The organism is Streptomyces sp. 150FB, from assembly GCF_000818195.1.
Classification (GTDB): Bacteria; Actinomycetota; Actinomycetes; order Streptomycetales; family Streptomycetaceae; genus Streptomyces.
Map to the genome: position 1 here is coordinate 3,537,995 of NZ_JTHL01000001.1, position 25,599 is coordinate 3,563,593.

20 protein-coding genes are annotated in these 25,599 nt (G+C 70.4%); 10 read left to right on the plus strand and 10 right to left on the minus strand.

Features of this window, described 5'->3' with window-relative positions; translation table 11 throughout:
- Nucleotides 1–448 precede the first annotated feature (448 nt).
- From QR77_RS15065 to QR77_RS15080, 4 genes are all read left to right on the plus strand, one after another.
- On the plus strand, nt 449–1,132 hold the full coding sequence (locus QR77_RS15065; protein ID WP_040022272.1) for an HAD-IA family hydrolase: 684 nt from the start codon (nt 449–451) through the stop codon (nt 1,130–1,132).
- 635 nt (nt 1,133–1,767) lie between these two features.
- On the plus strand, nt 1,768–2,472 hold the full coding sequence (locus QR77_RS15070) for a TetR/AcrR family transcriptional regulator (protein WP_052488762.1): 705 nt from the start codon (nt 1,768–1,770) through the stop codon (nt 2,470–2,472).
- 55 nt (nt 2,473–2,527) lie between these two features.
- Entirely contained in the window at nt 2,528–3,751 is a 1,224-nt protein-coding gene (locus QR77_RS15075; protein ID WP_040022274.1) for a cytochrome P450, read from the plus strand.
- A 101-nt stretch (nt 3,752–3,852) separates the two neighbouring features.
- Complete coding sequence (locus QR77_RS15080) at nt 3,853–4,047, plus strand: ferredoxin (RefSeq protein WP_040022276.1); 195 nt, start codon at nt 3,853–3,855, stop codon at nt 4,045–4,047.
- 83 nt (nt 4,048–4,130) lie between these two features.
- Here the strand turns inward: QR77_RS15080 and QR77_RS15085 are convergent, their stop codons facing one another.
- The 4 genes from QR77_RS15085 to QR77_RS15100 all read right to left on the minus strand — a co-directional run bounded on the left by QR77_RS15085 (nt 4,131) and on the right by QR77_RS15100 (nt 7,724).
- Nucleotides 4,131–4,916, minus strand: coding sequence for an SAM-dependent methyltransferase (locus QR77_RS15085; RefSeq protein WP_040022278.1), 786 nt, complete (start codon nt 4,914–4,916; stop codon nt 4,131–4,133).
- Nucleotides 4,917–5,100: 184 nt separating this feature from the next.
- Nucleotides 5,101–5,670 (minus strand): hypothetical protein, encoded by a 570-nt coding sequence (locus QR77_RS15090; RefSeq protein WP_040022280.1) that lies wholly within the window; start codon nt 5,668–5,670, stop codon nt 5,101–5,103.
- Between the two features lie 170 nt (nt 5,671–5,840).
- Nucleotides 5,841–6,617, minus strand: coding sequence for an SDR family NAD(P)-dependent oxidoreductase (locus QR77_RS15095; RefSeq protein ID WP_040022282.1), 777 nt, complete (start codon nt 6,615–6,617; stop codon nt 5,841–5,843).
- 84 nt (nt 6,618–6,701) lie between these two features.
- Nucleotides 6,702–7,724 (minus strand): aldo/keto reductase, encoded by a 1,023-nt coding sequence (locus tag QR77_RS15100; protein ID WP_040022283.1) that lies wholly within the window; start codon nt 7,722–7,724, stop codon nt 6,702–6,704.
- A 213-nt stretch (nt 7,725–7,937) separates the two neighbouring features.
- Between QR77_RS15100 and QR77_RS15105 the strand changes: the two genes are divergently transcribed.
- A complete protein-coding gene (locus tag QR77_RS15105) occupies nt 7,938–8,777 on the plus strand; it encodes a helix-turn-helix transcriptional regulator (RefSeq protein WP_040022284.1) in 840 nt (279 codons plus the stop codon).
- A 65-nt stretch (nt 8,778–8,842) separates the two neighbouring features.
- On the opposite strand, the gene QR77_RS42175 is transcribed toward QR77_RS15105, so the two are convergent.
- The gene (locus QR77_RS42175; RefSeq protein ID WP_052488763.1) at nt 8,843–10,099 is read right to left on the minus strand and encodes an alpha/beta hydrolase; all 1,257 of its coding nucleotides are present in this window, start codon (nt 10,097–10,099) and stop codon (nt 8,843–8,845) included.
- A 171-nt stretch (nt 10,100–10,270) separates the two neighbouring features.
- Between QR77_RS42175 and QR77_RS15115 the strand changes: the two genes are divergently transcribed.
- Nucleotides 10,271–10,822 carry a TetR/AcrR family transcriptional regulator gene (locus QR77_RS15115; RefSeq protein WP_040027988.1) on the plus strand — a complete coding sequence of 184 codons (552 nt, stop codon included), beginning with the start codon at nt 10,271–10,273 and terminating at the stop codon, nt 10,820–10,822.
- Between the two features lie 110 nt (nt 10,823–10,932).
- Here the strand turns inward: QR77_RS15115 and QR77_RS15120 are convergent, their stop codons facing one another.
- From QR77_RS15120 to QR77_RS15130, 3 genes are all read right to left on the minus strand, one after another.
- On the minus strand, nt 10,933–11,502 hold the full coding sequence (locus tag QR77_RS15120; RefSeq protein WP_052488764.1) for an ATP-binding protein: 570 nt from the start codon (nt 11,500–11,502) through the stop codon (nt 10,933–10,935).
- A 417-nt stretch (nt 11,503–11,919) separates the two neighbouring features.
- Complete coding sequence (locus QR77_RS15125; RefSeq protein WP_040027990.1) at nt 11,920–13,611, minus strand: hypothetical protein; 1,692 nt, start codon at nt 13,609–13,611, stop codon at nt 11,920–11,922.
- Nucleotides 13,612–13,886: 275 nt separating this feature from the next.
- Nucleotides 13,887–16,262 carry a serine hydrolase gene (locus tag QR77_RS15130; protein ID WP_040022285.1) on the minus strand — a complete coding sequence of 792 codons (2,376 nt, stop codon included), beginning with the start codon at nt 16,260–16,262 and terminating at the stop codon, nt 13,887–13,889.
- Nucleotides 16,263–16,452: 190 nt separating this feature from the next.
- Here QR77_RS15130 and QR77_RS15135 point away from each other — a divergent pair, with 190 nt between their 5' ends.
- From QR77_RS15135 to QR77_RS15145, 4 genes are all read left to right on the plus strand, one after another.
- Complete coding sequence (locus QR77_RS15135) at nt 16,453–17,196, plus strand: GPP34 family phosphoprotein (protein ID WP_040022287.1); 744 nt, start codon at nt 16,453–16,455, stop codon at nt 17,194–17,196.
- Between the two features lie 307 nt (nt 17,197–17,503).
- Nucleotides 17,504–18,361, plus strand: a complete 858-nt coding sequence (locus QR77_RS15140) for a helix-turn-helix transcriptional regulator (protein ID WP_040022289.1) — start codon at nt 17,504–17,506, stop codon at nt 18,359–18,361.
- A 252-nt stretch (nt 18,362–18,613) separates the two neighbouring features.
- Nucleotides 18,614–18,823 carry a DUF397 domain-containing protein gene (locus QR77_RS43565; protein ID WP_078877811.1) on the plus strand — a complete coding sequence of 70 codons (210 nt, stop codon included), beginning with the start codon at nt 18,614–18,616 and terminating at the stop codon, nt 18,821–18,823.
- 496 nt (nt 18,824–19,319) lie between these two features.
- Nucleotides 19,320–20,915, plus strand: a complete 1,596-nt coding sequence (locus QR77_RS15145) for a sodium:solute symporter family protein (protein ID WP_040022291.1) — start codon at nt 19,320–19,322, stop codon at nt 20,913–20,915.
- A gap of 128 nt (nt 20,916–21,043) precedes the next feature.
- Here QR77_RS15145 and QR77_RS15150 read toward each other — a convergent pair whose 3' ends face one another.
- Both QR77_RS15150 and QR77_RS15155 read right to left on the minus strand, forming a co-directional pair.
- Nucleotides 21,044–22,159: an ADP-ribosylglycohydrolase family protein gene (locus tag QR77_RS15150; protein ID WP_040022293.1), complete on the minus strand. Its 1,116-nt coding sequence runs from the start codon at nt 22,157–22,159 to the stop codon at nt 21,044–21,046.
- A 105-nt stretch (nt 22,160–22,264) separates the two neighbouring features.
- Nucleotides 22,265–25,495 carry a tetratricopeptide repeat protein gene (locus tag QR77_RS15155; RefSeq protein WP_040022295.1) on the minus strand — a complete coding sequence of 1,077 codons (3,231 nt, stop codon included), beginning with the start codon at nt 25,493–25,495 and terminating at the stop codon, nt 22,265–22,267.
- Between the last annotated feature and the right edge of the window lie 104 nt (nt 25,496–25,599).

A 25,599-nucleotide genomic window follows, 5' to 3' on the forward strand; every position in this document is an offset into this window, starting at 1 on the left:
AGGAAGGCACGCTACTCGGCCTCGGACTCATCGTCCGGGGCCGTTTGCGTGAGCGGTCCGTGAGCGGACGGGAAGTTGATCTCCCGGATACCGCCACGCGGCTCGGCATCATCCGGCACGGACGCGTCGGCCTCACCGAGGCTCTGGGGATCGTTCGTAGCGTTTCCTGTGATCCGTGCGTCCATCCGCGTAGGCACGGTGAGGTTGGGGTAGGTACCGGGACCGTCCGTCGCGCAGTGGACAAGGCAGAGACGAAAGGCCGGGGCCGTCGCATGCCAGGACTGGTGTCTGCAGACCGCGTCCACCACCGACGAAAGGCCGCGGGAAGCGTGCGAGACAGAGCCTGGCCAACCAGCACCGGACAGGCGGCAGACGTGGCCGAGCCTGAGCTGACCAGCGAGTAGCGCGACGACGTGGTACGCACACTCGGAATGGGGGGTACGCAGCTATGCCGCAGCGCACCTGTAGTGCCGGTCAGCACGTTCTGCGGGGGCTCATCCTGGACTTTGCCGGGGTGTTGACCGCTGATCCGCGTCCCGCGCATCGCGCGTGGGCGGAATCCGAGGGACTTCACGCTGACGCGTGGGGTGCCGCCCTTGGTGGCGATCCTGAAGGGCGGCGGCTGTACTCGGCGTTGGAGGTCGGGCTGATCGGCCAAGCCGAGTGGAATGCGGGAACAGCCACCCTGCTCGGTGCACATGTCGATCCGGCGAACCTGATGGGCCGGGCCTGGTCCGCCGTGCCCGCGGCACGGCAGATGGCCGCGCTCGCCCGTGCTGCCAAGGAAGCGGGATACCAACTCGCTCTGCTGTCCAACAGCTTCGGCCTGGATCCTTTCAATCCCTATGAACACGCCGACATCTGGGATCTGTTCGACGTGCATGTCATATCCGAAGTGGTCGGCATGGCGAAGCCGGACCCGGCCATCTACCAACTGACGTTGGACCGTCTCGGCCTTTCCGGGGAGGCATGCGTATTCGTTGATGACCACTCGGTGAACCTTCCGCCCGCCAAGGCGCTCGGTATCACTCCCGTCCTCGCGACTCACGAGGCAGATACGGTCGCCGCACTGGAGGGCCTGCTCGGTGTGACCGCGGCGCGGGCCGGTCAGCCGAAGCGGCCGTTTACGTAGTCCGCGATTCGGGTGTCTTGGGGGGGTGAACATCGCGTGGGTGTCGCCGTGTTCGGTTCTGACTCCTGGGGTGCCCTGGGCCGCCCAGGAAGAACGCGCAGGCGTGGGAGACCCGTGCGGCCTGTTGCATGTACGGGTGGACGGGCGGGTCGGTGTACGGGCGGATACGCGGGCAGAGGGCGGCGCCTGCACCGTTGTCCGAACGAGAGGCGCCCTCAGGCAACTTCCGGTGACGAGGTGCGCGAATGACGTGTGGGCGCGCCCGCCGTACGACCCTTTACGCGCCGTCCGCCGGCCTTCCTCACGCTTCACACCCCCGCCGCTCCTCTCCTCGGACCGCCGGCGCGGCACGTGGAGCGGCCATCGCAGCCTATTGAGGCGGTGGTGACGGTTGGGAACCAATCGGATACCCAGAGAGATGGTTCGCCGCGATACTGCCCCTTGGTCATCGTCCGGCCACCGGAGGCGGGCAGAAAGCGTGTTCAGCGGTCGCATGGCTGATTTAAGTCAGTCGCTTGACGTATGTAGGTACCCGGCGTTCACTGATCATCTGCGCCAGGCACGTCAGACACGTCGGTACGTCAGATACGTCGGTACGTCAGGCACGTTGGTACGTCAGGCGAGAGGGGACCCCGATGACCCATCCGTCCGCCCGCTCCGGCCGGGCCGTCGGGACCAGAGAGGTGATCCTCACGGTCGCCGAGCGGCTGTTCGCCGAACACGGGGTGTTCGCCGTGTCGAACCGGCAGATCAGCGAGGCCGCCGGGCAGGGCAACAACGCCGCCGTCGGCTACCACTTCGGCACAAAGACGGACCTGTTGCGGGCGATCGTACGCAGGCACAGCGAGCCCATCGGCACACTGCGCGACCACATGCTGGCGCAGGTCGGCGACTCCACCTCCGTACGGGACTGGGTGGCCTGTCTGGTGTGTCCCGCCACCGAGCATCTGGCCGAACTGGGCAGCCCCACCTGGTACGCCCGCTTCGGCGCCCAGTTGATGACCGACCCGGTGCTGCGCGAGCTGATGCTCGACGAGACCTTCGGTCCCCCGATCCGGCGGACCCTCGACGGACTCAACCGCTGCCTGCCCGAACTCCCCCTGCCCGTACGGATCGAGCGCGGCGACATGGCACGCAACCTGATGGTGCACATGCTCGCCGAACGCGAACGCGCCCTGGCCGAAGGCACCCACACCGCCCGCCCCGACTGGCCCGCGTACGCGACCGGGCTCATCGACGCGATCGCCGGCCTCTGGCTCGCGCCCATCACGCCCGTCACCTCCGTCACGCCCCTCACCTCCGTCACGCCCGTCGCACAGGTCGGCAGCGCCCGCACCTGACCCCCCACCCCGCACCGAGCCGGTCCAGGCGCGGCGCGGCGTACGAAAGGACACCATGACCAACACCCTGTCCCCGGCCGAAGAACAGTCCGCCGAGATACCCGAGTTCCCGATGCCCCGCGCGGCCACCTGCCCCTTCGACCCGCCGCCGGCCCTGCGGGAGCAGCAGGAGCAGGGGCCCCTCACCAGGGTCAAGCTCTGGGACGGCACCACACCGTGGCTCGTGAGCCACTACACCGAGCAGCGCGCCCTGCTGGCCGACCCCCGGGTCAGCGCCGACGTCACCAAGCCCGGCTACCCCAGCGGGGCTCCCGTCGTCGGCAACAGCATCGGCTTCATCCTGATGGACGACCCCGAACACGCCCGCCTGCGGCGCATGGTGACGGCGCCCTTCACGATCAAGCGGGTCGAGGCGATGCGCCCCCGCGTGCAGAAGATCGTGGACGACCTCATCGACGACCTGCTCGCCGGGCCCAAGCCGGTGGACCTGGTCCAGGCGTTCGCGCTGCCGGTGCCCTCGCTCGTCATCTGCGAACTGCTGGGCGTGCCCTACACGGACCACGACTTCTTCCAGGAGAACAGCAAGACGATCATCAACAGGGAGGCCACGACCGAGGCGCGCAGCGCCGCTCTCGGGCACCTGGCCGAGTACCTGGACAAGCTGATCGGGCAGAAGCTGGAGTCCCCCGAGGACGACCTGCTGTCCGGTCTCGCCGAGCGGGTCACGGCCGGGGAGCTGCCCAGGGACGAGGCGGCCCGGATCGGCGTACTGCTGCTGATCGCCGGGCACGAGACGACCGCGAACATGATCGCGCTCGGCACGCTCGCCCTGCTCGAACACCCCGAGCAACTGACCGCGCTCCGCGAGACGGAGAGCCCGGCGCTCGTCTCCTCGGCGGTCGAGGAGCTGCTGCGCTACCTGAACATCACGCACAGCGGGCGCCGCCGGGTGGCGCTTGAGGACATCGAGATCGCCGGGCAGACCATCAAGGCCGGCGAAGGACTGGTCCTCGCCAACGACATCGCCAACCGCGACCCCGCCGTCTTCTCCGACCCCGACGACCTGGACATCAGCCGCGACGCCCGGCGCCACGTCGCCTTCGGCTTCGGCGTCCACCAGTGCCTCGGACAGCCGCTGGCCCGGATGGAACTCCAGGTCGTCTACTCCACCCTGTACCGCCGGATCCCCTCCCTGCGGCTCGCGGCGGACATCAAGGACCTCCCCTTCAAGCACGACGGGGCCGTCTACGGCGTGTACGAGCTGCCCGTCACCTGGTGAACGGGCCCAGCCCCCGGCGTACGCGCCACCCAGCACTCTCCCCCGCCACAACGCGCCGCCCAGGCCGCCCCACCCGAACGCCGCTTTCTTGAAGGAGCACCGTGAAAGTACTTCTGGACCAGGACAAATGCGTTGCCTCCGGCCAGTGTGTCGTAGCCGCCCCTGACGTGTTCGACCAGCGGGACGAGGACGGCATCGCCGTACTCCTCGACGCCACACCGCCCGCGTCCGGCGCGGAAGACGTCCGGCACGCCGCCGCCGTCTGTCCCGCCCTCGCCATCATCCTGGAGGAGTAACTCCCGGCTGTACGCGGCGCGATGGCGCGGCGGCCCCGGGGAATCACTCCCCGGGGCCGCCGTCCGTGCGTTTCCGCAGCCGGCTACGGGATGCGGGCGACCGCCGCATACACGACGCTCTCCTCGTCCTTCGGCGCCGGTGTGTCCTTGAACCACTGCGGGCTGGTCACCAAGCCCGGGTCGACCAGGTCGAGTCCCTCGAAGAACCGCAGGACCTCGGCACGGGTCCGGTTCCGCAGCGGGATTCCGCTGGTCTTGTACGTCCCGACAACTCGCCGCACCTGCTCGGGTGTCAGGAAGTCCTCGGTGGCGTGCGACAGCACCAGATAGCTGCCGGACGGCAGCGCGTCGACGAGGGTGCGGACGACGGTGTACGCCTCCTCCTCGGGTACGAAGTGCATGAGCGCGACCAGCGACAGCGCGACCGGCCGGCTGAAGTCCAGGAAGGTACGGGCGTGTTCGAGGATCGCGGCGGGCTCGCGAACGTCGGCCTGGATGTAGTCGGTGGCGCCCTCGGGCCTGCTGATCAGCAGGGCCTCGGCATGGCGCAGCACGATGGGGTCGTTGTCCGTGTAGACGATCCGGGACTTGGGCTCGATCTGCTGGACGATCTGGTGCAGGTTCGGCTCGGTGGGGATTCCGGTGCCGATGTCGAGGAACTGGTCGACGCCGGTACGCGCCACCCAGGCGATCGCACGGTTCATGAAGGCCCGGTTGTGCTGTGCCCCGCGCCGCGCCTCCTGCGAGAGCCGCTCGCCCACTTCGCGGTCGACGGGGTAGTTGTCCTTGCCGCCAAGGAGGTAGTCGTAGATGCGCGCCGGGTGCGGCTTGCTGGTGTCGACCTGGGACTTGGGGATGCGTGCCGTCACGGAGAACTCCGGTGTGCTGTGTCGTCGGCGGGTGCGACGAGGCCGGGCGCGAGTTTACGCCGCCCGGCCCCGGAGCTTCCGGCCGGTGGGCCGGACCAGACCGGCCCGGACCACGACCGGCCGGACCACGACCGGCCGGGCCACCACGGGACGGGACGCGGCACCAATCTCAAGACCCCGGAGGCTACTGACCGATCTCCGAAGCGCGGCGGCTGCTCAGCCAGCCGTACGAGCCGAGCTTCGGGCGCAGCTTGGTGTCCAGGCTCCAAGTCGCCCCGGCGAAGGCGTAGTAGAGGGCCAGCGAAGCGAAGATGTAGCCGACCGAGGGGCCGAGGTCGGTCATGCCCGACTTCCACGGCAGGTGGAAGCCCTCGGCCGAGGACCAGATGCCGAACGAGAAGATCGCGCTGCCGATGAAGACGGCGTTGCTGAACACCCCGAAGATCAGGCCGAGCGCGATCAGCGTCTCGATGATCGCGGTACCGACCGCGAAAGCGCCGGGACTTGACGTACCGATCGAGTGCCACATCGACAGCCACTGGTGGATCACCGGGGTCTGTACGTCGGCGGCCTTGCCGAGTTCGTCGCCGAGGGTCTGGCCGTGGATGAAGCCGGGGAGCCATTTGAAGATCGCGTCGACGGCCCAGAGGACGCCGAAGGCGATCCGTACCACCGCCGCGCCGTGCAGCCGGCGGAGTGCGGGCGAGGTGGCGGACCCGGTGGCGGGGACGGCGTGGGGCTGGGTGGTGGTCACAGGCGTGTCCGTTCGGGGAATGAGTCAGGGGACACGACTTAGGTTAGGCACACCTAAGTGGAAGTCAATGTGATGCTTCACGCCCCCGGATGCTTGAACATTCCGGTCCGTATCCCCGTATCCCTAGAACACCCCTTTCGCGGAAGGGCCGTCCGGGCGGACCGCTTCGCTCAGCTCTCCTGGACCGTCGGCCTGACGACCATCTCGTTGACAGCCATCCGGCGCGGCCTGGTCACGATGTAGCCGACCGCCTCCCCGACGTCCTCGGCGGTGAGGTTCTCCATGCTTCCGTACCAGGCCCGGATGTTCTCGCGGACGCCCGGCTGGATGTGGTCCGTCAGCTCCGTCGCCACCGCGCCGGGCTCGACCACGCTCACGCGTACGTACTTGCCGGCGAACTCCTGGCGCAGCGCCTCGCTCAGCCCCGTCACACCGAACTTCGACAGGTTGTAGGCAGCCGCGCCGGGGCCCGCGACCCGCCCCGCGACCGAGCTGATGTTCACCAGGTCGGCCACTCCGCGCGGGCCTTCGGCCGCCGCCTCGACCAGGTGCGGCAGCGCCGCGTGCGCCACCTGGAGCAGTGCGGACACGTTGATGTCGACCGTCCGCAGCCACTCCTCGACCGGCGTACCGATCGCGGGGCCGATCAGCATGACGCCCGCGCTGTTCACCACGGTGTCCAGCCGGCCGAGGGCCTCCACGACCCGGCCCACCACGGCGGCCGCCTCCCCCGGCGCCGCGAGGTCGGCGTCGAAGGCGTGCGCGCTGCCGCCCTCCTCGCGGATACGGGTCACCACACCGTCGAGCCGGTCCTTCCGGCGCGCCACCACGGCAACCGCCGCGCCCTCGGCGGCCAGCGACAGCGCGGCGGCCTCGCCGATACCACTGCTCGCGCCGGTCACCAGCGCCACAGTGCCGTCAAGCCGTCCGCGTCCACGTCCACTCACAACTGTTCTCCTTCAATGCGGCCTTCGTCACGGCCTTCGTCACGGCCTTCGTCACGGGCTTCAGTACGGGCTTCGGTACGGGGCTCAAGCGGGGTCTTCGCGGGTGTCGGAGACCCAGTCGGGGTCCTCCCTGTTGTCGGAACGCCCGCCGACCACACCCAGCGCCAGTTCGTCGAGCAGCGCCATCCGCTCCGCGTCGAGAGCGACGTCCAGGGACCCGATGTTCTCGTCGACGCGCGCCGCGCGCCGCGTACCCGGGATCGGTACGACCGGCAGCCCGAACTGCCGCCCCCGCACCCGGAGCCAGGCGAGCGCCACCTGCGCCGGGGTCGCCCGCAGTTCGGCCGCGATGCCCTGGATGGCCCGTACGACGGCCTGGTTGCGGTCGAAAGCCGCACCCGAGAAGCGGGCGAGACCCGCGCGCCAGTCACCGGCCAGGACGGCGGGGTCGGTGAGCGTACCGGTGAGGAAGCCGCGCCCGAGCGGCGCGTACGGCACGAAGCCCACGCCCAGCTCGACCGCCGCCGGCACCACCGCCCGCTCGACGTCCCTGCTCCACACCGACCACTCGCTCTGCACTGCGGCGATCGGGTGGACTCCGTGCGCGCGGCGCAGTTCGTCGGCGGTCACCTCGGACAGTCCGAGGTGACGGACCTTGCCCTGCCGGACCAGCTCCGCCATGGCGCCCACGGTCTCCTCGACGGGGACCGCGAGCTGGCGGCGGTGCAGGTAGTACAGGTCGATGGTGTCGACGCCGAGCCGCCGCAGGCTCGCCTCGCAGGCCGCGCGTACGTGGTCGGGGTCGTTGCGCGTCGACATCCGGCCGTTGTCCGCCTCGTCGCCGAGGACGATCCCGAACTTGGTGGCCACGGTCACCTCGCCCGGCCGCTCCTTCAGCAGCCGCCCGACGAGGCGTTCGTTGCCTCCTTCGCCGTACGCGTCCGCCGTGTCGATCAGGGTCACGCCCCGGTCGACCGCGTGCCGCAGGGTGGCCAGGGACTCGGCCTCCTCCACCGGGCCGTAGACGTCGGAGAGGCCCATCGCTCCGTAACCGATCGCGCTGACCGTCAGCCCGTCGCCGAGCTGTGTCGTGGGCACTTGCGTCATGGCGGTGTTCCTTGTTCGTGGACGTTCGTGGACGTTCGTGGACGAGAGATCCGGCGACTCCGCGGCTACGGACCCGATCCGCCCCGCTTCCCTCTCCACACAACCACCGCGCGGTACCCCCCACACCACCTCAGCCGCGCCTCACCGGACCGAGGTCCCAGGGACCTACCCTCAGGCCGCCGCACCCGTCGCGGCGGCCGTAGAGTCGACGGCGTGGAGCAGAACGCGGAGCTGCGCGACTTCCTGCGCAGCCGGCGCGCCAGGATCACCCCGGAGCAGGCCGGCATCCGGCCGCACCCGGGTCCGCGCCGCGTCCCGGGCCTGCGGCGCGAGGAGCTGGCGCTTCTCGCCGGCGTCAGCACCGACTACTACGCGCGGCTGGAACAGGGCCGCGACCTCAACGTCTCCGACGGGATCCTGGACGCCCTCGCCGGCGCCCTGCGCCTGGTCGACACCGAACGCGCCCACCTCTACCGGCTGGCCCGCCGCCCCACCGGCCGCCCCCGCCGCAGCGCGCCGGCCGCGCAGCGGATCCGGCCCGGGCTGACCAACCTGCTCGCCGGCCTCGACCATCTGCCGGTGTTCGTCATCGGCCACCGGATGGACGTCCTCGCCTCGAACCACCTGGCGCACGCGCTGCTGACGGACTTCGAGGCGCAGCCGGCGCGTACGCGCAACTTCGCGCGGTACATCTTCCTCGACCCCACAGCGCGCGAGCGCTTCACCGAGTGGGACGACATGGCGGCGGACACGGTGGCCAACCTGCGCCGCTACAGCGGCCGCTTCCCGCACGACCCCCGGCTGGCCGAGCTGGTCGGTGAACTGTCCGTCCAGGACGCGGACTTCCGTACCTGGTGGGCGGCGTACGACGTGCACTACGACACGTACCGCGTGAAGCACGCCCGCCACCCGGTCGTGGGCGACCTGGTCTTCGACTGCGAGACGCTGATCTTCCCGGACGACCCGGACCTGATGATCAACATCTTCGCGGTCGGCCCGGCCTCGGAGTCGGCGGCCCGGCTGCGGGCGCTGGCCCGGCTCGGCGCCGAGTAGCTCTTGTCCGACGGACCGCTGCGGATCGCTGCGGATCGCTGCGGACCACGACGAACCGCTGCGGGTCACTCGCTCTTCGCGAACACCTCGTCCAGGAAGTCGAACTCGATCTGGTTGGCCAGCCCCCGGTTGTTCACCGCACAGTGCGCCTCGCCGCCCTCGAACTCCTCGATGAAGCGCTCGGCCTTCACGCAGGACAGCCGCTCGTAGAACCTATGGCCGTCGCTCGCCAGCGAACCCTCCCCGGCGCCGCCGATGTTCAGCAGCGGGCAGGTGATCCTGTCCTCCAGCCCCCAGATGTCGAACTCACCGAGGTAGTCGATGTAGTCCTTGATCGGGCGGTCGAGCATGCCGAAACGCTCCCGCACATCCCCGAGGAGCAGCCGCGCCATCGGCGACGACAGGTCGACCCGCGATTCGAGATCGTCGATCTCGGCGTACGACTCGTTCTCCTTGATCCCGATCAGGTTGAGGATCGCGGGCCGGAACGACGGCGTGAGAGTACTGGTCACCACCGCCTTGATCCGCTTCTCGGTGGCGACGGCCCGGGGGACGAACAGGCCGCCCATGCTGTATCCGGTGAGCGAGAGACGTTCCGGATCGACATCCGTCCGGCTCAGGGCGTGGTCGACGACGTAACCGATCTGGACGTCGAGGTCGGGCCGGAACGTCAGCTCGGGGTTGGAGTAGTACGCCCCGCGCTGACCGGGGAGTTCGACGATGAACGCGTTGTAGCCCCGGCGGACGGCGGCGGCGCCGGTGAAGAAGTACAGCTCCTCGGCGGTCATGTCGCCTCCGCCGATGATGATCGCCGTGGCGCGCGGCTCCACCGGACCGCTCGGCTTCACGAAGTACCCCGGGAGAACCGCGCCGTTCTCGTACGGGACTTCCACCGTCTCGAACGGAATCCCGGAGAGAGTCATGCCCGTCCGGAAGCAGTGACGGTTCCTCTCCCAGGTGGGAATCCTCGTGTCGTCGGCCCGCTCCAGGAACATGCCGGCCGCGCGCCAGTACGTCGAAGCGCGCAGGTACGCCTCGCTCGCGCTGACCTCATGCCCCTTGGCGAGGCTTTCCGTCGCGATGCCCTCCACCCGCCGCGCCGTTTCCGACCACGCGTCGTACCACCCGGCGAGGTCGCCGTCCGTGATCTTCGAAGCGGTCGCGTAGCACTCGCCGACGGCGGCGCCGCCGTTGTCCGCGGACCCCAGGGCGAGCGCCAGTTGGAAGTCGAAGTTCGACCCGAAGCGCCGCGGCAGACCGGCCGTCGACATGAAGACATCCGCATCGCCCTGCACGGTCGCCTTGGCGTTGTCCGTAACCATTCCAGCCCCTTTTCCGAACCAGTAAGATGCAGAACTGCATCTTGTGAGACTCACCGTAGGGCACCCTGTTAAGATGCGCAAGTGCATCCTAAAGAAGCTCACTCAACAGCTCAGTCGACAGCCCAGCCGGCGGCTCAGACGGCACAGGGACGGCGTCGACGCGGCGCGGCGCTGGAAGAGGCCCTGCTCACAGCGGCGTGGGAGGTGCTGCGCGACAACGGCTATGCCGGATTCACCCTGGACGCCGTGGCCGGCCGGGCAGGCACCAGCCGACCGGTCATCGCCCGCCGCTGGGCCGGCCGGCACGACCTGCTGCACGCGACCATCGCGCACATCGGCGCGAGGCAACCGTCCCCGACACCCGACACCGGAAGCCTGCGCGGTGATCTGATCGCCCTGCTGCGCGAGCTGAACGCGTCCCGCCTCGACCTCGCGACCGTGCTGGGTGTGCAACTCGGCGGCTACTACCAGGAGACCGGCACGTCACTGTCCTACCTCCGCGATGTCCTGCTCAGCGGCGAGGACGCGGTACTCGACCGGATCCTCGGCGCCGCGGTCGAGCGCGGCGAAGCCGACCCCGAACGGCTGACCTCACGCATCCGGTCCCTGCCGGTCGACCTCCTGCGCCACCACGTCTTTCTGACGTTCCAGCCGATGCCGGACGACGGCATCGAGGAAATCGTGGACACGATCTTCCTGCCCCTCGTCCGACCCGCACCGTGACCGGACAGCTCGGCCCGCACCGTGACCGGACAGTCCGCCCCGCACCGTGACCGAGCGGTCCGCGGCGCAGAGCGCCGGAAGGTTGGAGACCGATGGGCGAGCCGTCCGGATTAGCTGTCGGTGCACGACGGCCATGTGTCCACCGCCCACTCCGGCCAGCTCGGCCACCCCGCCGGTGGGGTGGGAATCTCGCCGCCGTCGAGTTCGGCGGCGTCGGGCACCTGGAACCGCTCCCGCCAGGCATCCAGGTCGGCCTCGCCCATCGGGAACGTCTGATGCGGTGCCGTTTCCTGGCGGTGCGCGATGCGGGCGAGCTGGACGTCCTTGTCCACGGGCAGGTAGACCACCTGGCACGATGCCCCGACCGACCGGGCCAGCCAGCGCAGTGCCGACCGTTCATCGCGGCTCCAGAGCCCGTAGTCGAGTACGACGCTGGTCCCCAGCCGCAGCGCCTGTAGGGCGACCGAGATCAGCCGCCCTTCGAGCACCCAGCGCTTGCCGTCGGCCGTCGAATCGCCGAACAGCGGGATCATCCAGTGATCTGGGGTCAGCCGCAGCGCCCGGTGGGTTGCGGCGAGCTCCTCGGCACGGGTGGTTTTTCCAGCCCCGGGGAGCCCGACCATCAGGAACAGGGTGGCTGCATGCGGGTGCTGTGAATCGAAACGCTGCGACTGAGACATGACTTCCCTGATCAGGCGGGATGACCCGGCGTCACAGGAATACGAGTGACTGCCGGCAGGACACTGACCCGGCGGTACGTCCTGGCACTGCCCCGCGGGGGGAGCAGGCAATGGCCGCGGTTACAGCGACCGCGGTACCGCCGTTAAGCAGCGGTTGTAGTCATGGGAGCGCAGCAGCACATGTCTTGACCATAGCGGACAGCCGATCCTGTGGGGACGGATGTCTGTCCTGCCCTGGACCGTCAGCACTGGAACCAGCGCTGTCCTGTTCAGCGGGCACAGCGGGACTCTGTCCCCGGTCGGCCGGTGGTGCTGCACCCCGCACGGCGGCTCGGGAACTGCGCAGCCGGTACGGGAGCGAACGCACATCTCGGAATCGGCGCCTTCGGATTCCAGGATCCCCGCCCGCGTCAGGCCCTAACGCAACTCCGCCGGGCACGCCGTGCCCCGTGGCAGCCGGTACGGCGCGGCCAGCCGGTACACCCCTGCCCGGGGCGCCAGCAATTGCGTCCACTCGTCGCCGTCCGCGTCCTTCACCGCCTTGATCAGGCAGCCGCTCGGGTTCGTGTACGCCCTGACGTGGTCCGACGGGTCCGCCTTGGACTGCTCGGTCTCCTGCGGCGGCACCACGCTCTTGCCGTCCTTGTCGACCAGCCCGAGCCACGGCGAATACGGGATACGGATCAGCACCCGGCCCGCCGACTTCACATGGATCGTCAGTTCGTCGGCGCCCGCCAGGTCCACCGTCGCCGGCGGGTCCGCCAGCGGCCTCGGGTCGTCGACGGAGTACAACTGCCAGTTCGCGTCGGTCCAGACGTGCTTGAGGTACGGCAGGCCCGCCCGTACGAGCTGCGCCTCGCGCTCCGCGCCCGAGTCCGGCCGGCCCGTCGGCAGCACCACGTACCGCACGGCCCAGCGGTCCAGCCAGGTGCGGTAGTTGTCGGCCGTCAGGGTGTCGTCGTAGAAGATCGGGTTGCGCCCGATGTCCGCCTGCCGGTTCCAGCCGCGGGCGAGGTTGACGTACGGCGTGAGCGCGGAGGATTCGCGGTGGCTCCGGGGCGGCACCACCTCGACGCGGCCCTTCTCGGCGTTCACCCGCTGCAACTGGTTGACGAGCGGCGCCAGCTCCCTGGTCCAGGACGCCGTAGGCGCGGTCGCGACCATGTCGTCGACGCCCTTGAAGCCGATCCACACGTTGAGGCCGGCCAGCGCGATCAGCACGGCGTACCAGCGGTACGTGCGGGGCGCCGCGTACGGGAGCGCGGCGAGCAGTACCACGCCGCCGAAGACCATCACGAGGCGCGAGACGTTGGAGCCGATCTGCGAGTCGATGACCCAGGTCAGCAGCACACCGATGCCGTAGACCGCGGTGGCGGTGCGGACCGTGCGCCACTTGGCCGGCACCAGCACGAACACCGCCACAGCGAAGATGAACGGCAGTGAGGCCGACCCGATCGACATCGGCTGCGTACCCGAGAAGGGGAACAGCCAGGCCGAGAGCAGCACGACCAGGAGGGGGGCAAGGCCCAGCGCGTACGCCCCAGGGCGGCGCTTGTTGAGGAACAGCGCGGCGGCGACCACGCCGAGGAACAGCCCGGCCACCGGGCTCGCCGCTGTCGCGAGTCCGGCGAGGGGCGCGGCGACCCAGGCCTTGGCCCAGCGTCGCCTACGCCAGCGGTACGGCCAGCAGAACACCGCGGCGACCGCGCCGAGCGCGAACAGCATGCCCAGGCCGAACGTGACGCGCCCCGACAGCGCGTTGCACAGGAACGCGAACACCCCGGCCATCGAGCAGGCGACCGGATTGCGGACAGCGCGGACCCGCACCAGGACCAGCGCGGTCAGGCCGGCGGAGAGCGTCCCGGCGAGCATCATCGTCGTACGGACGCCGAGCACCGACATCAGGTATGGGGACACCACGCTGTACGAGACCGGGTGCATCCCGCCGTACCAGGCGAGGTTGTACGCGGAGTCGGGGTGGCGGCCGACGAACTCGGCCCAGGCGTCCTGCGCCGCGATGTCGCCGCCGCTGTTGGCGAAGAAGAAGAACCAGAGGAGATGGACCAGCGCGGCGACGACGGTGGTGAAGAGAACCGGGTGGTCCTCCAGGAAAGCGCGGGCGCCGGTGCGCTGCGGCGCTTGTATTCGGGCGCCCGCCGGGATGGCGCCGTGGTTCGTCCGCCTCGGCTCAGTGGTCGTCACTGCGGCTCTCCGCGTTCCTGGTGTGCCGTCCCCCGGCGCGAGCGAGTCACCGTTCCGGCGCCCGACGGTTGCCTGTTGTTCCGCTGGCTGTCCGTTTCGTGACGCTAGCACGTGACAACGACAGCGGGGACGGTCACCGGTCCGGGTGACACGTCCCCGCTGTCGCGGAAGAGCCGATCAGGTCAGAAATTTCCCAGCTTCGCGCCGAAACCGGGCTCGGCCAGAGCCTTCTGGAGAGCGACGGGCACCGTGACCTGGCCGGAGCCCCTGCCGACGGACATGCTGCCGACGACGGTGCCCGCCTTCGCCGAGTGCGGGAGCGACTTGCCGTTGTCGCTGAAGTCGAGCCGGACCTTGAGGCCGCCCCAGCCGACCGCCTTGAGGTCCTTGGTGACGACGATCGGGGTCCTGGTGCCGAGTCCGTCGTCGACGTAACCGACGACCTGGCCCTTCTTCGCGACGGTGCCCGAGGTGACGCCTGCCTGGGCGGCCTTGATCAGCTTGAGGCTGTCCTGGTTCGCCAGCTCCAGTTTCTGCGAGAGCAGAGAGGCGTTCTGGATCCCCATGACCATGCCGACCACACGGCGGTCCTTGCCGTCGACGACCGTGTTGGCGGCCCAGAGCAGATTGCCGCCGGCCGGGGTCGACGAACCGGTCTTGATGCCGCTCACACCGTCCTGGAGCAGGATCGAGTTGTTGTTGTAGATCGTTTTGTCTATGCCGGGGATCTCGGCCTGCGGGGTGTTCACGATGTCGCGGAAGACGCTGTTCGCCATGACCGCCTTCGCCAGTTTGAGCTGGTCGACGGGGGTCGAGACAGTGGTGGGCGTCAGGCCGCTCGGGTCGGTGTACGTGGTGTGCGCCATCCCGAGCTGCTTGGCGGCGTCGTTCATCTTCTTGACGAAGGCCGGCTCGGCGCCCGCGTCCCAGCGGGCCAGCAGCCGGGCCGCGTTGTTGCCCGAGGGGATCATCAGGAGCTGGAGCATCTGACGCTCCGTGTACTGCTGCCCCTCCTTGATCGGCGCGGTGGACTCGTCGGGACGGTTGGACTCGTCGCCCGCCTGCTTGTCGACCGTGATCTTCGGGCCGTTCTGGTCGCCCGTGATCGGGTGCGCCTTGAGGATCACGTACGCCGTCATCGTCTTGGCGACGCTCGCGATGGGCGCGGGCTTCTGCGGGCCGTACGTACCGATGGTGCCGACGCCGTCGACCTCGACGGCGCCCTGGCCCTCCGTGGGGAACGGCATGGCGAGCGTGTCGCCGTCGAAGGTGAACGTGGGCGAGCCGGATCCCGCGAGAGTCGGCGCCGGGAGCGGGCGCAGGACCTGGACGACACCGAAGACGATCAGCAGGAGCAGGACCAGCGGGGTCCAGATCTTGACGCGCCGCACGGTCGTGCGGACCGGAGTCTCGCGCGGGGGCGGGGTGTTGGTCAGCTCGGCGAGCAGGTCGAGCGGCGGCTTGGGCGGCATGGGCTGCTGCCGGGTGCGCTCGGCGCCGCTGAGCGAGGCGGGCGCGGGCGCCGGTACGGAGGGCTCGGGCTTCGGGGCGGTGGTGGTGCCGAAGCCCGCGCCGAAGTCCGACGGGGTGTCGTCGCGGCGCAGCGGTACGAACGTGCTGCCGCGGTCGGCGCCGGCGGCCGTGCCGGTGCCTGTGCCCGTGCCCGTACTCCCGTCCAGCTCCGCGGGCTTGGGCTTCTTGAGTGCGGTGGTGGGCCGGTCGACCACGGGGCGGGGGCGCGCCTTGAGGGTGGTGGTGGGGCTGTCCACCTGCGGACGGTCGTCGCTGTCGTCGCTGCCGTCGCTCGTGTCCGTGGCGTCGCTGCCGGCGTCCGCCGAGGGGCTTTTGGCGTCCTTGGGCGCGTCGGTGGGACCGGCGGCCCAGGAAGGCGTTTTACGACCTTCGACGGGCGGTGCGGCCTTCGCGTCTTTCGTGTCCTCGGCGGCCTCGGTCTTCTCGGCGGCCTCGGCGGCCTCGGCGGCCTTCGCGTCCGGCGCGTCCTTCGCGCTGTCCGGCTCGGACGGCTCGGACGGCTCGGACGGCTCGGACGGCTCGGACGGCTCGGACGGCTCGGACGGCTCGGACGGCTCGGACGGCTCCGACGACGCGGCGCGCTCTTCGTCGCCGGACGGTTCATCCGCATCCGCATCCGCGTCCGCGTCGGTATCGGCATCGGCGGCCGGCGGCTCCGCCGAGTCCGTCCCGTCGGTCACCGCGTCCGGCTTACCCGGCTCCTCCGGCTCCTCGGACCCTTCCGGATCGCCGCCCGGCTTTGCGGTTGCGACCTCTGCCGACGCCGCCTCGGGCTCCGTACCCGACCCCTTGCCCGGCCCCTTGCCCGACCCCGTACCCGCTTCCGCTTCGGTCCCGGCCCCGGGCTCGGGAGACGCCCCACGATCCGTATCGCTCTCGGTCCCGGCACGCGCCGAGGATTCCGCGTCCCGGTCGGCGGCCACCGCCGATTCCCGGAAGACCGCGAGTCTCGGATCCCCCTTCGCCCGGGTCGTCTCCCCCGACGACTGCCGTTGTTCCGCCTTGCCGGGGGACTCGCCCGCCACCGTGTCTCCTTCGCATCGCAGCGCCGTACCGCGCTGTCCGAACCATCTCTCAGTTTCGCGTCTGAGAGCGCGACCTACGTGCTAGACGAGAACGACATACATAACGGTTCCCGCACAAAGCACCCAGGCACCCTCGACAGACCAATGTGAGAGGGGTCACCCTGTCATTCATCCACGCGGGGAGGCATGGATGGGCAAGAGCCGCAGAAGTATCCCGGAGGAGCTCCTGTTGCTCGCTCTGGACCCGGCCACGGGTACCACAGCGCAGCCGCAGTCGCTCGACCTCGGCCTGGCCGGAGCACAGCTAGTGGAGCTGGCGCTGGCAGGACGGATAGCCCCTGACGGGGATCGTATCGCCGTGGTGATGCCACGGCCGACCGGAGATCCGACTCTGGACTCCGCGCTGGAACTGCTGCGCAGACGCGGCAGCCCGGTTCGGGCGGTCCACTGGATTGGCGGGCCCCGCCTGGGGCTGCGCCAGACTTACCTCTCGCATCTGGAGCGGTGCGGCATGGTGCATGCCGTGGCGGGTCAGATGTGCGGGGTGCTGCCGACGACGCGCTACCAGGCGACGGAGACGGCAATCAGCCGGGAAATCAGGTCCCGGCTGGACAGTGCGATCCGCACCGGCGTACCGCCGGACCCGCGGACCGCGGCGCTCGCCGCCCTGGCCCACGCGGTCGGACTCGGCAAGCACCTGTACCCCGGGAACGAGGGGCGCTCATCGCGCTCAAGGCTCCGGGATCTGATCAGACACGACCCCATGGGCGGTCTCGTGGCGCACGCCGTGATGGACGTTCAGAACGGTGTGGCCGCACAGCCGCGCCGTAACCCCACCCAGGGCGCCCAGAGCCCGCAGAGCGCCCCTGTCGGACGGCAGGGGGGCGTGCCGATGCAGCCACAGCACCACGGAAGCATGGCCCGCGCCATCTGAACCGCACCGACAGCAGCACCGACATCACCGTCGTCACGCAGCACACGCAGTACACGCAGCACAGAGCACGACCAGCAGACCGCACCACCCAGCAGTCCGCCGCACCGACGTCCCCAAAGCCGGTCCGGGAGCCGCACAGAGACGCGCGGGGCAGCCAGGCACCATCGGCTGCCCCGCGCGTCGCGTCCGGCCCCCAGCGGCCCGGCGTACGCCCTCTGTCGCCATTTCCCAGCGCGGCCGGGATCATTGGTGGCAGTCTGCTGAGCAGTAGATACGTACAGCTACGCAGCCGGAGGTGCAGTTTCCCGTGGCGTCCAACGTCAACCCCACCGTCAGGCGACGCCGATTGGGCCAGGAGTTGCGCCGGCTCCGCGAGCTCAGAGGCATGACTGCCGAGGAGGTGGCGGAGCGCCTGCTGGTCTCGCAGTCGAAGATCAGCCGCCTGGAGAACGGCCGCCGGTCGATCAGCCAGCGTGACGTCCGCGACCTGTGCGGGGTGTACGAGGTCGAGGATCACCGCATCGTCGACTCGCTGATGCAAATGGCCAAGGACTCCCGCCAGCAGGGCTGGTGGCACGCCTTCGGCGACATCCCGTACAGCGTCTACATCGGTCTGGAGACGGACGCCGCCTCGCTGCGGGTGTACGAGCCCCAGGTGATCCCCGGGCTGCTCCAGACGCGGGCGTACGCGGAGGCGCTGATCAACGGCGCGCTGCCCGAATCGACCGTGTCCGACGTCGAGAAGCGCGTCGGGGTACGGCTCAGGCGCCAGGACCGGATCACCGGGGACGAAGACCCGCTGCGGCTGTGGGCCGTGGTGGACGAGGCGGCGCTGCGCCGGGTGGTGGGCAGCAGGCAGTTGATGCGCGAGCAGTTGGAACACCTCGTCGAGCAGTCGAAGTTGCCGCATGTCACCGTGCAGGTACTGCCCTTCGAAATGGGAGCGCACCCGGGAATCACCGGGCACTACGCGGTTCTCGAATTCCCGGACGCCTCCGACTCCAGCGTCGTCTATATCGAGGGCGTCACGAGCGACCTTTACCTGGAGAAGGCGAATGACGTGCAGCGGTACAGCGTGATGTACGAGCACCTGCGCGCCCAGGCCCATAACGTCGATCAGACGCGGGACTTCATCGCCGATATCGCCAAGGGGTACGCCCGCTGAGGCGACCGGGAGATCCCGCCGGCACCGAACAGGAGCTGCGGACGGGAGCCGTCCGGTTTGCCGGGAATAGCCACGCCTGATTGACGGGTGGGGGCATGATACAGCTCAACTGCCCCCACCTGTAAGGCCCGCCCGGGAGAGGTCATCCGGATGAGTGAATGGCTGACCCACACAACGAGCCAGGCGAGTAGCGTCGATCATGCCAGCAGGACGTTGGCGGGATTTCAGACCACTTGCTGAACCGGAGTGAACATGGCAATTCTCCAGGGCGCCACGGACGCGTGGACCAAATCTTCGTACTCGGGCGGGAACGGGGCATGCGTAGAAGTGAAGTCCCCCGAAGTACGGCTCGTCGCCGTGCGGGATTCAAAGGCCCCCGAGGGACCTTCGATTTCTTTTGTCCCCGCCTCGTGGAACGCGTTCGTGCGCGAGATGAACACGGGCGCTTTCGACCTCGGCTGAAACAGCCGACGCTCGACCGGCATTCTGCTCTTGCGCACGAATAGCCATTGATTTCAGCACGTACGCATCACAGACAGAGCCCTCTCGACCGGTCCGCCGTCCTGGCCGAGGGGGCTCGGCCATGCCCGGCCGCACCCCAGCCGTGCCCGGCACCTTCTCTCGCCGTTCCGTTTGCCTCCCCTTCCCAGCCGCTCGGGACCCGCATCCCGGGCGGTTTCGCGTTTCTGGCCTCAGCCATGGCCGGAGTCCTGACGAAGTGTCCGCTCATCGTGTGGCTGTCGTCACGTTCACGACAACAACCCTTCAGGTCAAGAAAGCGTAAAATCGTTCGGCTTTCTGACTGTCGTTCACACTCATGACCTCGAGAACCCTTGACCCGCCACCGTACGAAGCGGTTCAATCCCCCAAGTCCCCACTCCCGCACGGGGCTGCCGCTGATCGGACGCACTGACGAAGCGCCAACGACGTTCACAAGGCGGACCCCTGGAGGGGGCACATGAACAGCCTCGACTGGATCGTGCTCATCGCGTACTTCGGTGTGATGATCGCGATCGGTGTCTGGTCGCACAAGCGCGTGGACAATGTCAGCGACTTCTTCACCGCCGGCGGCAAGATGCCGTGGTGGCTGTCCGGCATCTCGCACCACATGTCCGGCTACAGCGCGGTGATGTTCACCGGGTACGCGGGCATCGCGTACCAGTTCGGCGTCACCTCGTTCGTGACCTGGTCGCTGCCCATCGCCATCGGCATCGGGATCGGCGCCAAGCTCTTCGCGCCGCGCCTCAACCGGCTGCGCTCGCGGCTGCACGTCTCCTCGCCGCTCGAATACCTGAAGAACCGCTACGACGTGAAGACGCAGCAGGCGCTCGCCTGGTCGGGGCTGCTCCTGAAGATCGTCGACGTCGGCGCCAAGTGGGCGGCGGTCTCCACCCTGCTCTCCGTCTTCACCGGGATCTCCCTCAACCAGGGCATCCTGATCACCGGTGTGATCACCGCCGTCTACTGCACGGTCGGCGGCCTGTGGGCCGACGCCCTCACCGAGCTGGGGCAGTTCATCATCCAGCTCCTCGCCGGTGTCGCGATGCTCGTCGCCGTGATGGCCAAGCTCGGCGGCTTCAGCGCGCTGTGGACCGTGTGGGACAAGCTCCCCGACGGCCACGCCGACCCCACGGCCGGCCCGTACACGGTGACGTTCCTGGTGGCGTTCCTCTTCATCAAGACCTTCGAGTACAACGGCGGCATGTGGAACCAGGCCCAGCGCTACATGGCCACGGCCAACGCCCACGAGGCCACCCGCTCGGCGCGGCTCTCCGCCATCCTCTGGCTGGTCTGGCCGACGGTCCTGTTCTTCCCGATGTGGTGCGCGCCGCTGCTCGTCCACGCGCAGAAGGCGGACGCTTCCGACTCGTACGCCCTGATGACCGAACAGCTCCTGCCGCACGGTCTGCTGGGCCTGGTCGTCGTCGGCTTCTTCTCGCACACCATGGCCATGTGCTCCTCGGACGCCAACGCGATCTCGGCGGTCTTCACCCGCGACATCGCGCCGGTGCTCGCCAAGTCGGCGCGCAGTTGGTCCGAGAAGGCCGGGCTGCTGGCGGCCCGGGTGTCGACGATCTCGTTCCTGGCGCTGTCGATGGCGGTCGCCACCCAGGTCAACTCGCCGACCTTCAAGGACATCATCACCGTCGTCATCAAGTGGGTGGCCGGACTGATGGGGCCGATCGCGATCCCGTTCATGCTCGGTCTGCTCAAGACGTTCCGCAAGTCGGGCCCGACCGCGGCGCTCGTGAGCTGGGCGGCCGGACTTTTCGCGTTCTATCTGGTCAACTACCCGATCGACTCGCACGTCGACGGCGGTGTCGGCCTCGAATACCAGGTCTCGGTGCCGCTCGTCGTCTCGCTGATCCTGTTCATCGTGATCGGCTACCTGAAGCCGGAGGCGACCCCGGCCCGCGACGTGCTGCTGGCCCGGATCAACGGGCAGGGCGACGGCGACGGTTCGGACATCACCGCCGCCTCGCTCGACCTGCCGGGACAGGCGGGGCCGAGCGACGCGAAGGTGCTGGGCGGACGCGACGGCAAGGACGGCTGACGCACCACCCGTACGTCGCGCGTATACGTACGCGTACGGCGTGAACCGCGCGGGCCCGGCTCCGGGAGGCATCCGGAGCCGGGCCCGCGTGCCGCGTCAGCCGCCTGCTCCGTCAGCGGCCCGCACCGTCAGCCGCGCGGGTAACGGGCCAGCCAGGCCGAGGAGTTGATCGCCGGGCTGTGCAGCGCCGGGCCCTGCGTCATCTCCATCGCGAAGTCGTCGGACAGCTCCAGCAGCGTGGGCCGCCCCTCCACCTCGGCGAGCCACGCGGGCGGCAGCGCCGTCTCCCCGTGCAGCGCGCCGAGCAGCGCCCCGCAGAGCGTGCCCGTCACCCCCGAGGGCCCGTCGTGGTTGACGGAGAGCCGCAGGCCGTGGCGTACGTCCTCGCACACCAGCGCGCAGTACACGGCGACCGCCAGCGCCTCCTGCGCCGTACTCCCCTCGCCCAGCGTGGCGATCCTCGCCGGTCCCGGAATGCCCTGCCGTACGGCGCCCAGCGCCTGTTGGAGCGCGTCCGTGACCGGCTGGTGGCCCGGCCGGGGCGCGAGCAGCGCCAGCGCCCGCTGGACCGCCGGATCCAGGCTCTCGCCGCGCGCGAGGCCGTGCACGATCACGGCGAAGGCACCGGCCGAGAGGTACGCGGCGGGGTGGCCGTGCGTCTGGGCGGCGCACTCCACCGCGAGCTGGCACACCAACTGCGGCTCCCAGCCCACGAGCAGCCCGAACGGCGCCGACCTCACGACAGCGCCCGCGTCGGACGCCGTCGGGTTCTTGGGGGCGTCGAGCGTGCCCATCGTGTCGTCGCCGAGCCCGGTCAGGCAGGCGGCGGCCGGATCGCGGCGCGCGTACAGCCACTCCTCAAGGCCGAGCCAGCCGTTGTCCTTGCGGCGCTCGTCGGGGCCCCAGTCGCGCTGGGTCGCCGCCCAGCGCAGATAGGCGCGGTGCACGTCGGTGGGCGGATGCCAGGCGCCGGTGTCCCTGCGCACCTGGGCGCGGATCAGCCCGTCGACGCTGAACAGGGTCAACTGCGTGGCCGCTGTGACGGTTCCGCGGCGGCCCATGAACGGGACGAAGTCGACCACGGCGTCCATGCCGTGCGCGGCCCGCATCTCCTCCAGGGTGAGCGTGGCGACCCCCGCGCCCAGCGCGTCCCCGATGGCCCCGCCCAGCAGGCAGCCCCGTACCCGGCTACGGAAGTCCTGCTGCTCGGCACGGCCCCAGATGGCCCCGGACGGTGTACTCACGCGCCCTCCTTCTCCTCGGCCTGCCCAGCGAACTGCGCAGCACTGTAATCGAACGTGACCAGCGGTTCCGGGGCGCGGAGAGCGCCGGGGGAGACTTCGCGGGGCCTACTCCCATCGCGCGGCCGTCGCGTCGCGTGCGGCGGTCAGGCGTGCGAGGGCCGGGGCGAGGTACTCGGTGTCGGTGTCCGTGCCGGGGGCAGTGTCCGTGCCGGGGGCAGTGTCCGTGCCGGGGGCGGCGGTCAGTTCGGTCAGGTAGCCGGTCAGCTCGGCCAGTTCGTCCCAGCCGCATTCGGCGGCGAGCACCGTGTCCAGCGAGGCGTCCAGCAGGGGCCCGTCGCCGAGTGCGGCGGCGCAGGTCACCGACCAGAACGCGCGCTTGCCCGCCCCGAAGTCCACCGCCGCCAGGCGCTCGGCCACCTCCCGCCAGGCCGGTCCGGCGGCCCAGGCGCCGTCCGTCGCCGTCACCGCCAGGGCGTAAGCGAAGGCGCCACGCAGCGGGTTCGTGACGCGCAACTGCTCGGCGGCGGCCAGGGCTTCGGCGCTGCGGCCCGCACGGCGCAGCGCGTCGCACCTCAGCAGGAGGATGCCGCCGGCGGACGCGCCCCCGGCGAAGGCGGGCGTCAGCCGGTCCAGCGCGCCGAGGGCCGCTTCCGGGTCACCGGCGAGCAGGTGCGCCCTGGCCGCCGCGTACAGCGGTACGCCGGTCTGGTCGGCCCGGTCGGCCCGGTCGGCCCGGTCGGTGAGCGCCGCGCATCGTTCGAGGTCGGCCAGCGCGCTGTTGACACGGCCCATGGCCAGCGCGGTCCTGGCCCGCTGTTCGTACGCCCACGCCCCCTGCGACCCCAGCTCCAGGGCCCGGTCCGCGTCGGCGAGAGATTCCCGGTGACGGCGGAGCGCCCGGTTGACGACGGCCCGGTGCGTCAGCGCCCAGCCGTACGCCGGCCGCAGCGCCACCGCCCTGTCGAGGTCGGCGAGCGCCTCGGTGTGCCGCCCCATCCGGTGGCGGACGTTCCCCCGTCCCGCGAGCGCCGACGCGTGGTCGGGCCGCAGCGACAGGGCGCGGCTCAACTCGCGCTCCGCGTCCTCGTAACGCCCGGCGACGCGGTAGGCGTCGCCCCGCTCGGAGGCGATCCAGTCGCTGTCGGGAGCGATCTCGACGGCCCGGTCCAGATCGGCGAAGCCCCGGTCGTCGCGGCCCGTCGCGCGCAGCAGCCGGCCCCTGCGTACCAGCGCCCAGAGGTAGTCGCCGTCCAGCTCCAGGGCGCGGTCGAAGTCGGCGAGCGCCTCGGTGTACGCGGCGAGCAGGTGCCGGCACACACCCCGGCACGCCAGCAGGAACGCGTTCGCCGGGTCGAGCGCCAGCGCGCGGTCGAGTACGCCGACGGCCTCCTCGACCCGGCCCGAGCGGCGCAGCGCCTCCGCGTACCAGCCGAGCACCCACGGTGTGCCGGGGGCCAGTTCGTCGGCGCGGCGCAGATCGGCCACGGCGGCGGCGTAGTCGTGCAGCTCCACGTGGTTGACGCCGCGCCCCGCGTACGCGAGGTAACTGCCGGGGTCGAGCGCGAGGGACCGGTCGTACTCGGCGAGCGCCGCCTCGTTCTCGCCCGCGTTGTACAGCTCGCGGCCCCGCACCTCGTGCGCGGCCGCCCGGCCCGCCGTGTCCAGGCCCGTACCGTCGATGAGCAGCCCGAGCGCGGCGCGTATCCCGCCGCCTTCACCGCCCCCGGCGTCGGCATGAAGATCGCCATCGCCATCGGCACCGGCACCGGCACCGGAGAGCGCGGCGCGCAGCCGGGACCCCCAGTCCCGTACCTCCCGGTCGTCCGTGTCCTCCCCCGCCTCCGCCAGCACCCGCGCGCACCTGCGGGCCGCCGTCCGGCCCTCGCGGCAGGCGTCGACGACGGTGGCCAGCGCCCCGGGGAGCGCGGCGTGCGGCGACGCGCACAGCTCGTGGTACGTCTCCTCCAGGCGCAGCGCCCGCCACGCCGCGCTCTCCCAGAGCTTGTCGGGCCGGACACCGTCCTCGGCCTCCGCGCGCCAGCCCGCGAACGTACGCGCGAGAGCCGCGTGCTGCTCACGCCAGCGGTGCGGCGAACGGGTGTGCTGGAGGCGCAGCATGGGGACGCGTACGACGTCGTGGTAGCCGATGCCGCCGTCCTTGGGCGTGGCGAACGGCAGGTCGCACAGCCACCCGTACAGCCCGGCCGCCTCCTCCCCCACCGCCGCCAGGAAGATGTCCTCGTTCAGCCGTCGCGGCAGCGCGCACGCCAGCGCGGCCGCCCGCCGCACCGGGTCCCGCTCCCACTTCAGGAAGCGCTCGACCGCGGTCGCGCTCGGATCGCCCACGTCGCCGGGGTCGGTGGGCTGGTTCTCCGCGAGAGTGGAGACGAGGACGGGCAGCCCCCGCGAGAGCCGCAGGATCTCGGTGACCACCCCCTCGTCGGTCACCTGCTTCGCCGCCAGCAGCTCGCGCGCTTCCCCGTCCGTGAACGGCTCCAGCCGCACGTCCGCCATGAAGTAGGGCCGTCCGCCCCAGCAGGCGCTGTCGAAGGGGCGTTGGCCGGCGACCGTCACCACGGCCCGGGGCGTGAGCCCGCCGTACTCCTCGGTGGTCATCAGGTCGCGGAGCCAGGTGTCGAGGAAGGGCGCGGTGCGCTCGTACGTGTCGAAGAACAGCGCGATCCAGGGGACTTCGGCGGCGACCTCGGCCAACTCCCGTGTCAGTACGGGGGTGAGCACCTGCTGCGGCGCCAACACCAGCCGTACGTCGTCCGGGTTGCGGAAGCGCGAGGACAGCGAGGCCCACACCTGGTCGGCGGCGCCCGCGAGTTGTCCGGCGTCGATGACCCCGGTGAGCGCGCCGAGCCCGGGGACGGCGCCGAGTCCGACCAGCGAGGCGACGGCGACCGCCCGGCCACCGGCCGAAGGACCGGCGGGAGGGTGCACGTCCCCGGGCAGCGAAGCCAGCACGGCCTCGTGCCTGCGCTCCCGGTAGGTCGCGAGCATCCTGTCCAGCCGCGCGAGCGGATGTCCCTTTCTGGCGAACTGCTCGCTGATCGAGGCCAGCGCCTCCGGGACGCTGCCCACCGACTCGTCGAGGTACGCGGTGAGCGCGCCCCGCTCCTCGGCGGCCCGCCGCATCTCCCGGACGAGATACGTCTTCCCGACGCCCGCGCTGCCGTGCAGATGGAAGAGGAAGCGGTGCCCCGGGTCGTCGTGCGGGATGTCGAAGTTCGCCCGGAACGACGCCAGTTCGCCGCCGCGCCCGACAAAGCGGGTACGCGCGTGCCGCTGGATCAGCTCGGCCATGGACGGCCCCGACCGCCGCTGCGCCATCGTTCCTCCCGTACCCGGTTTCCCCGTGACTCCACCCCTGGCCCCCTGCCCCCCGGGGCCGCCTCAGTCTGGCAGCTCGTCAGGGGCAGGGGCAGAGGATCACG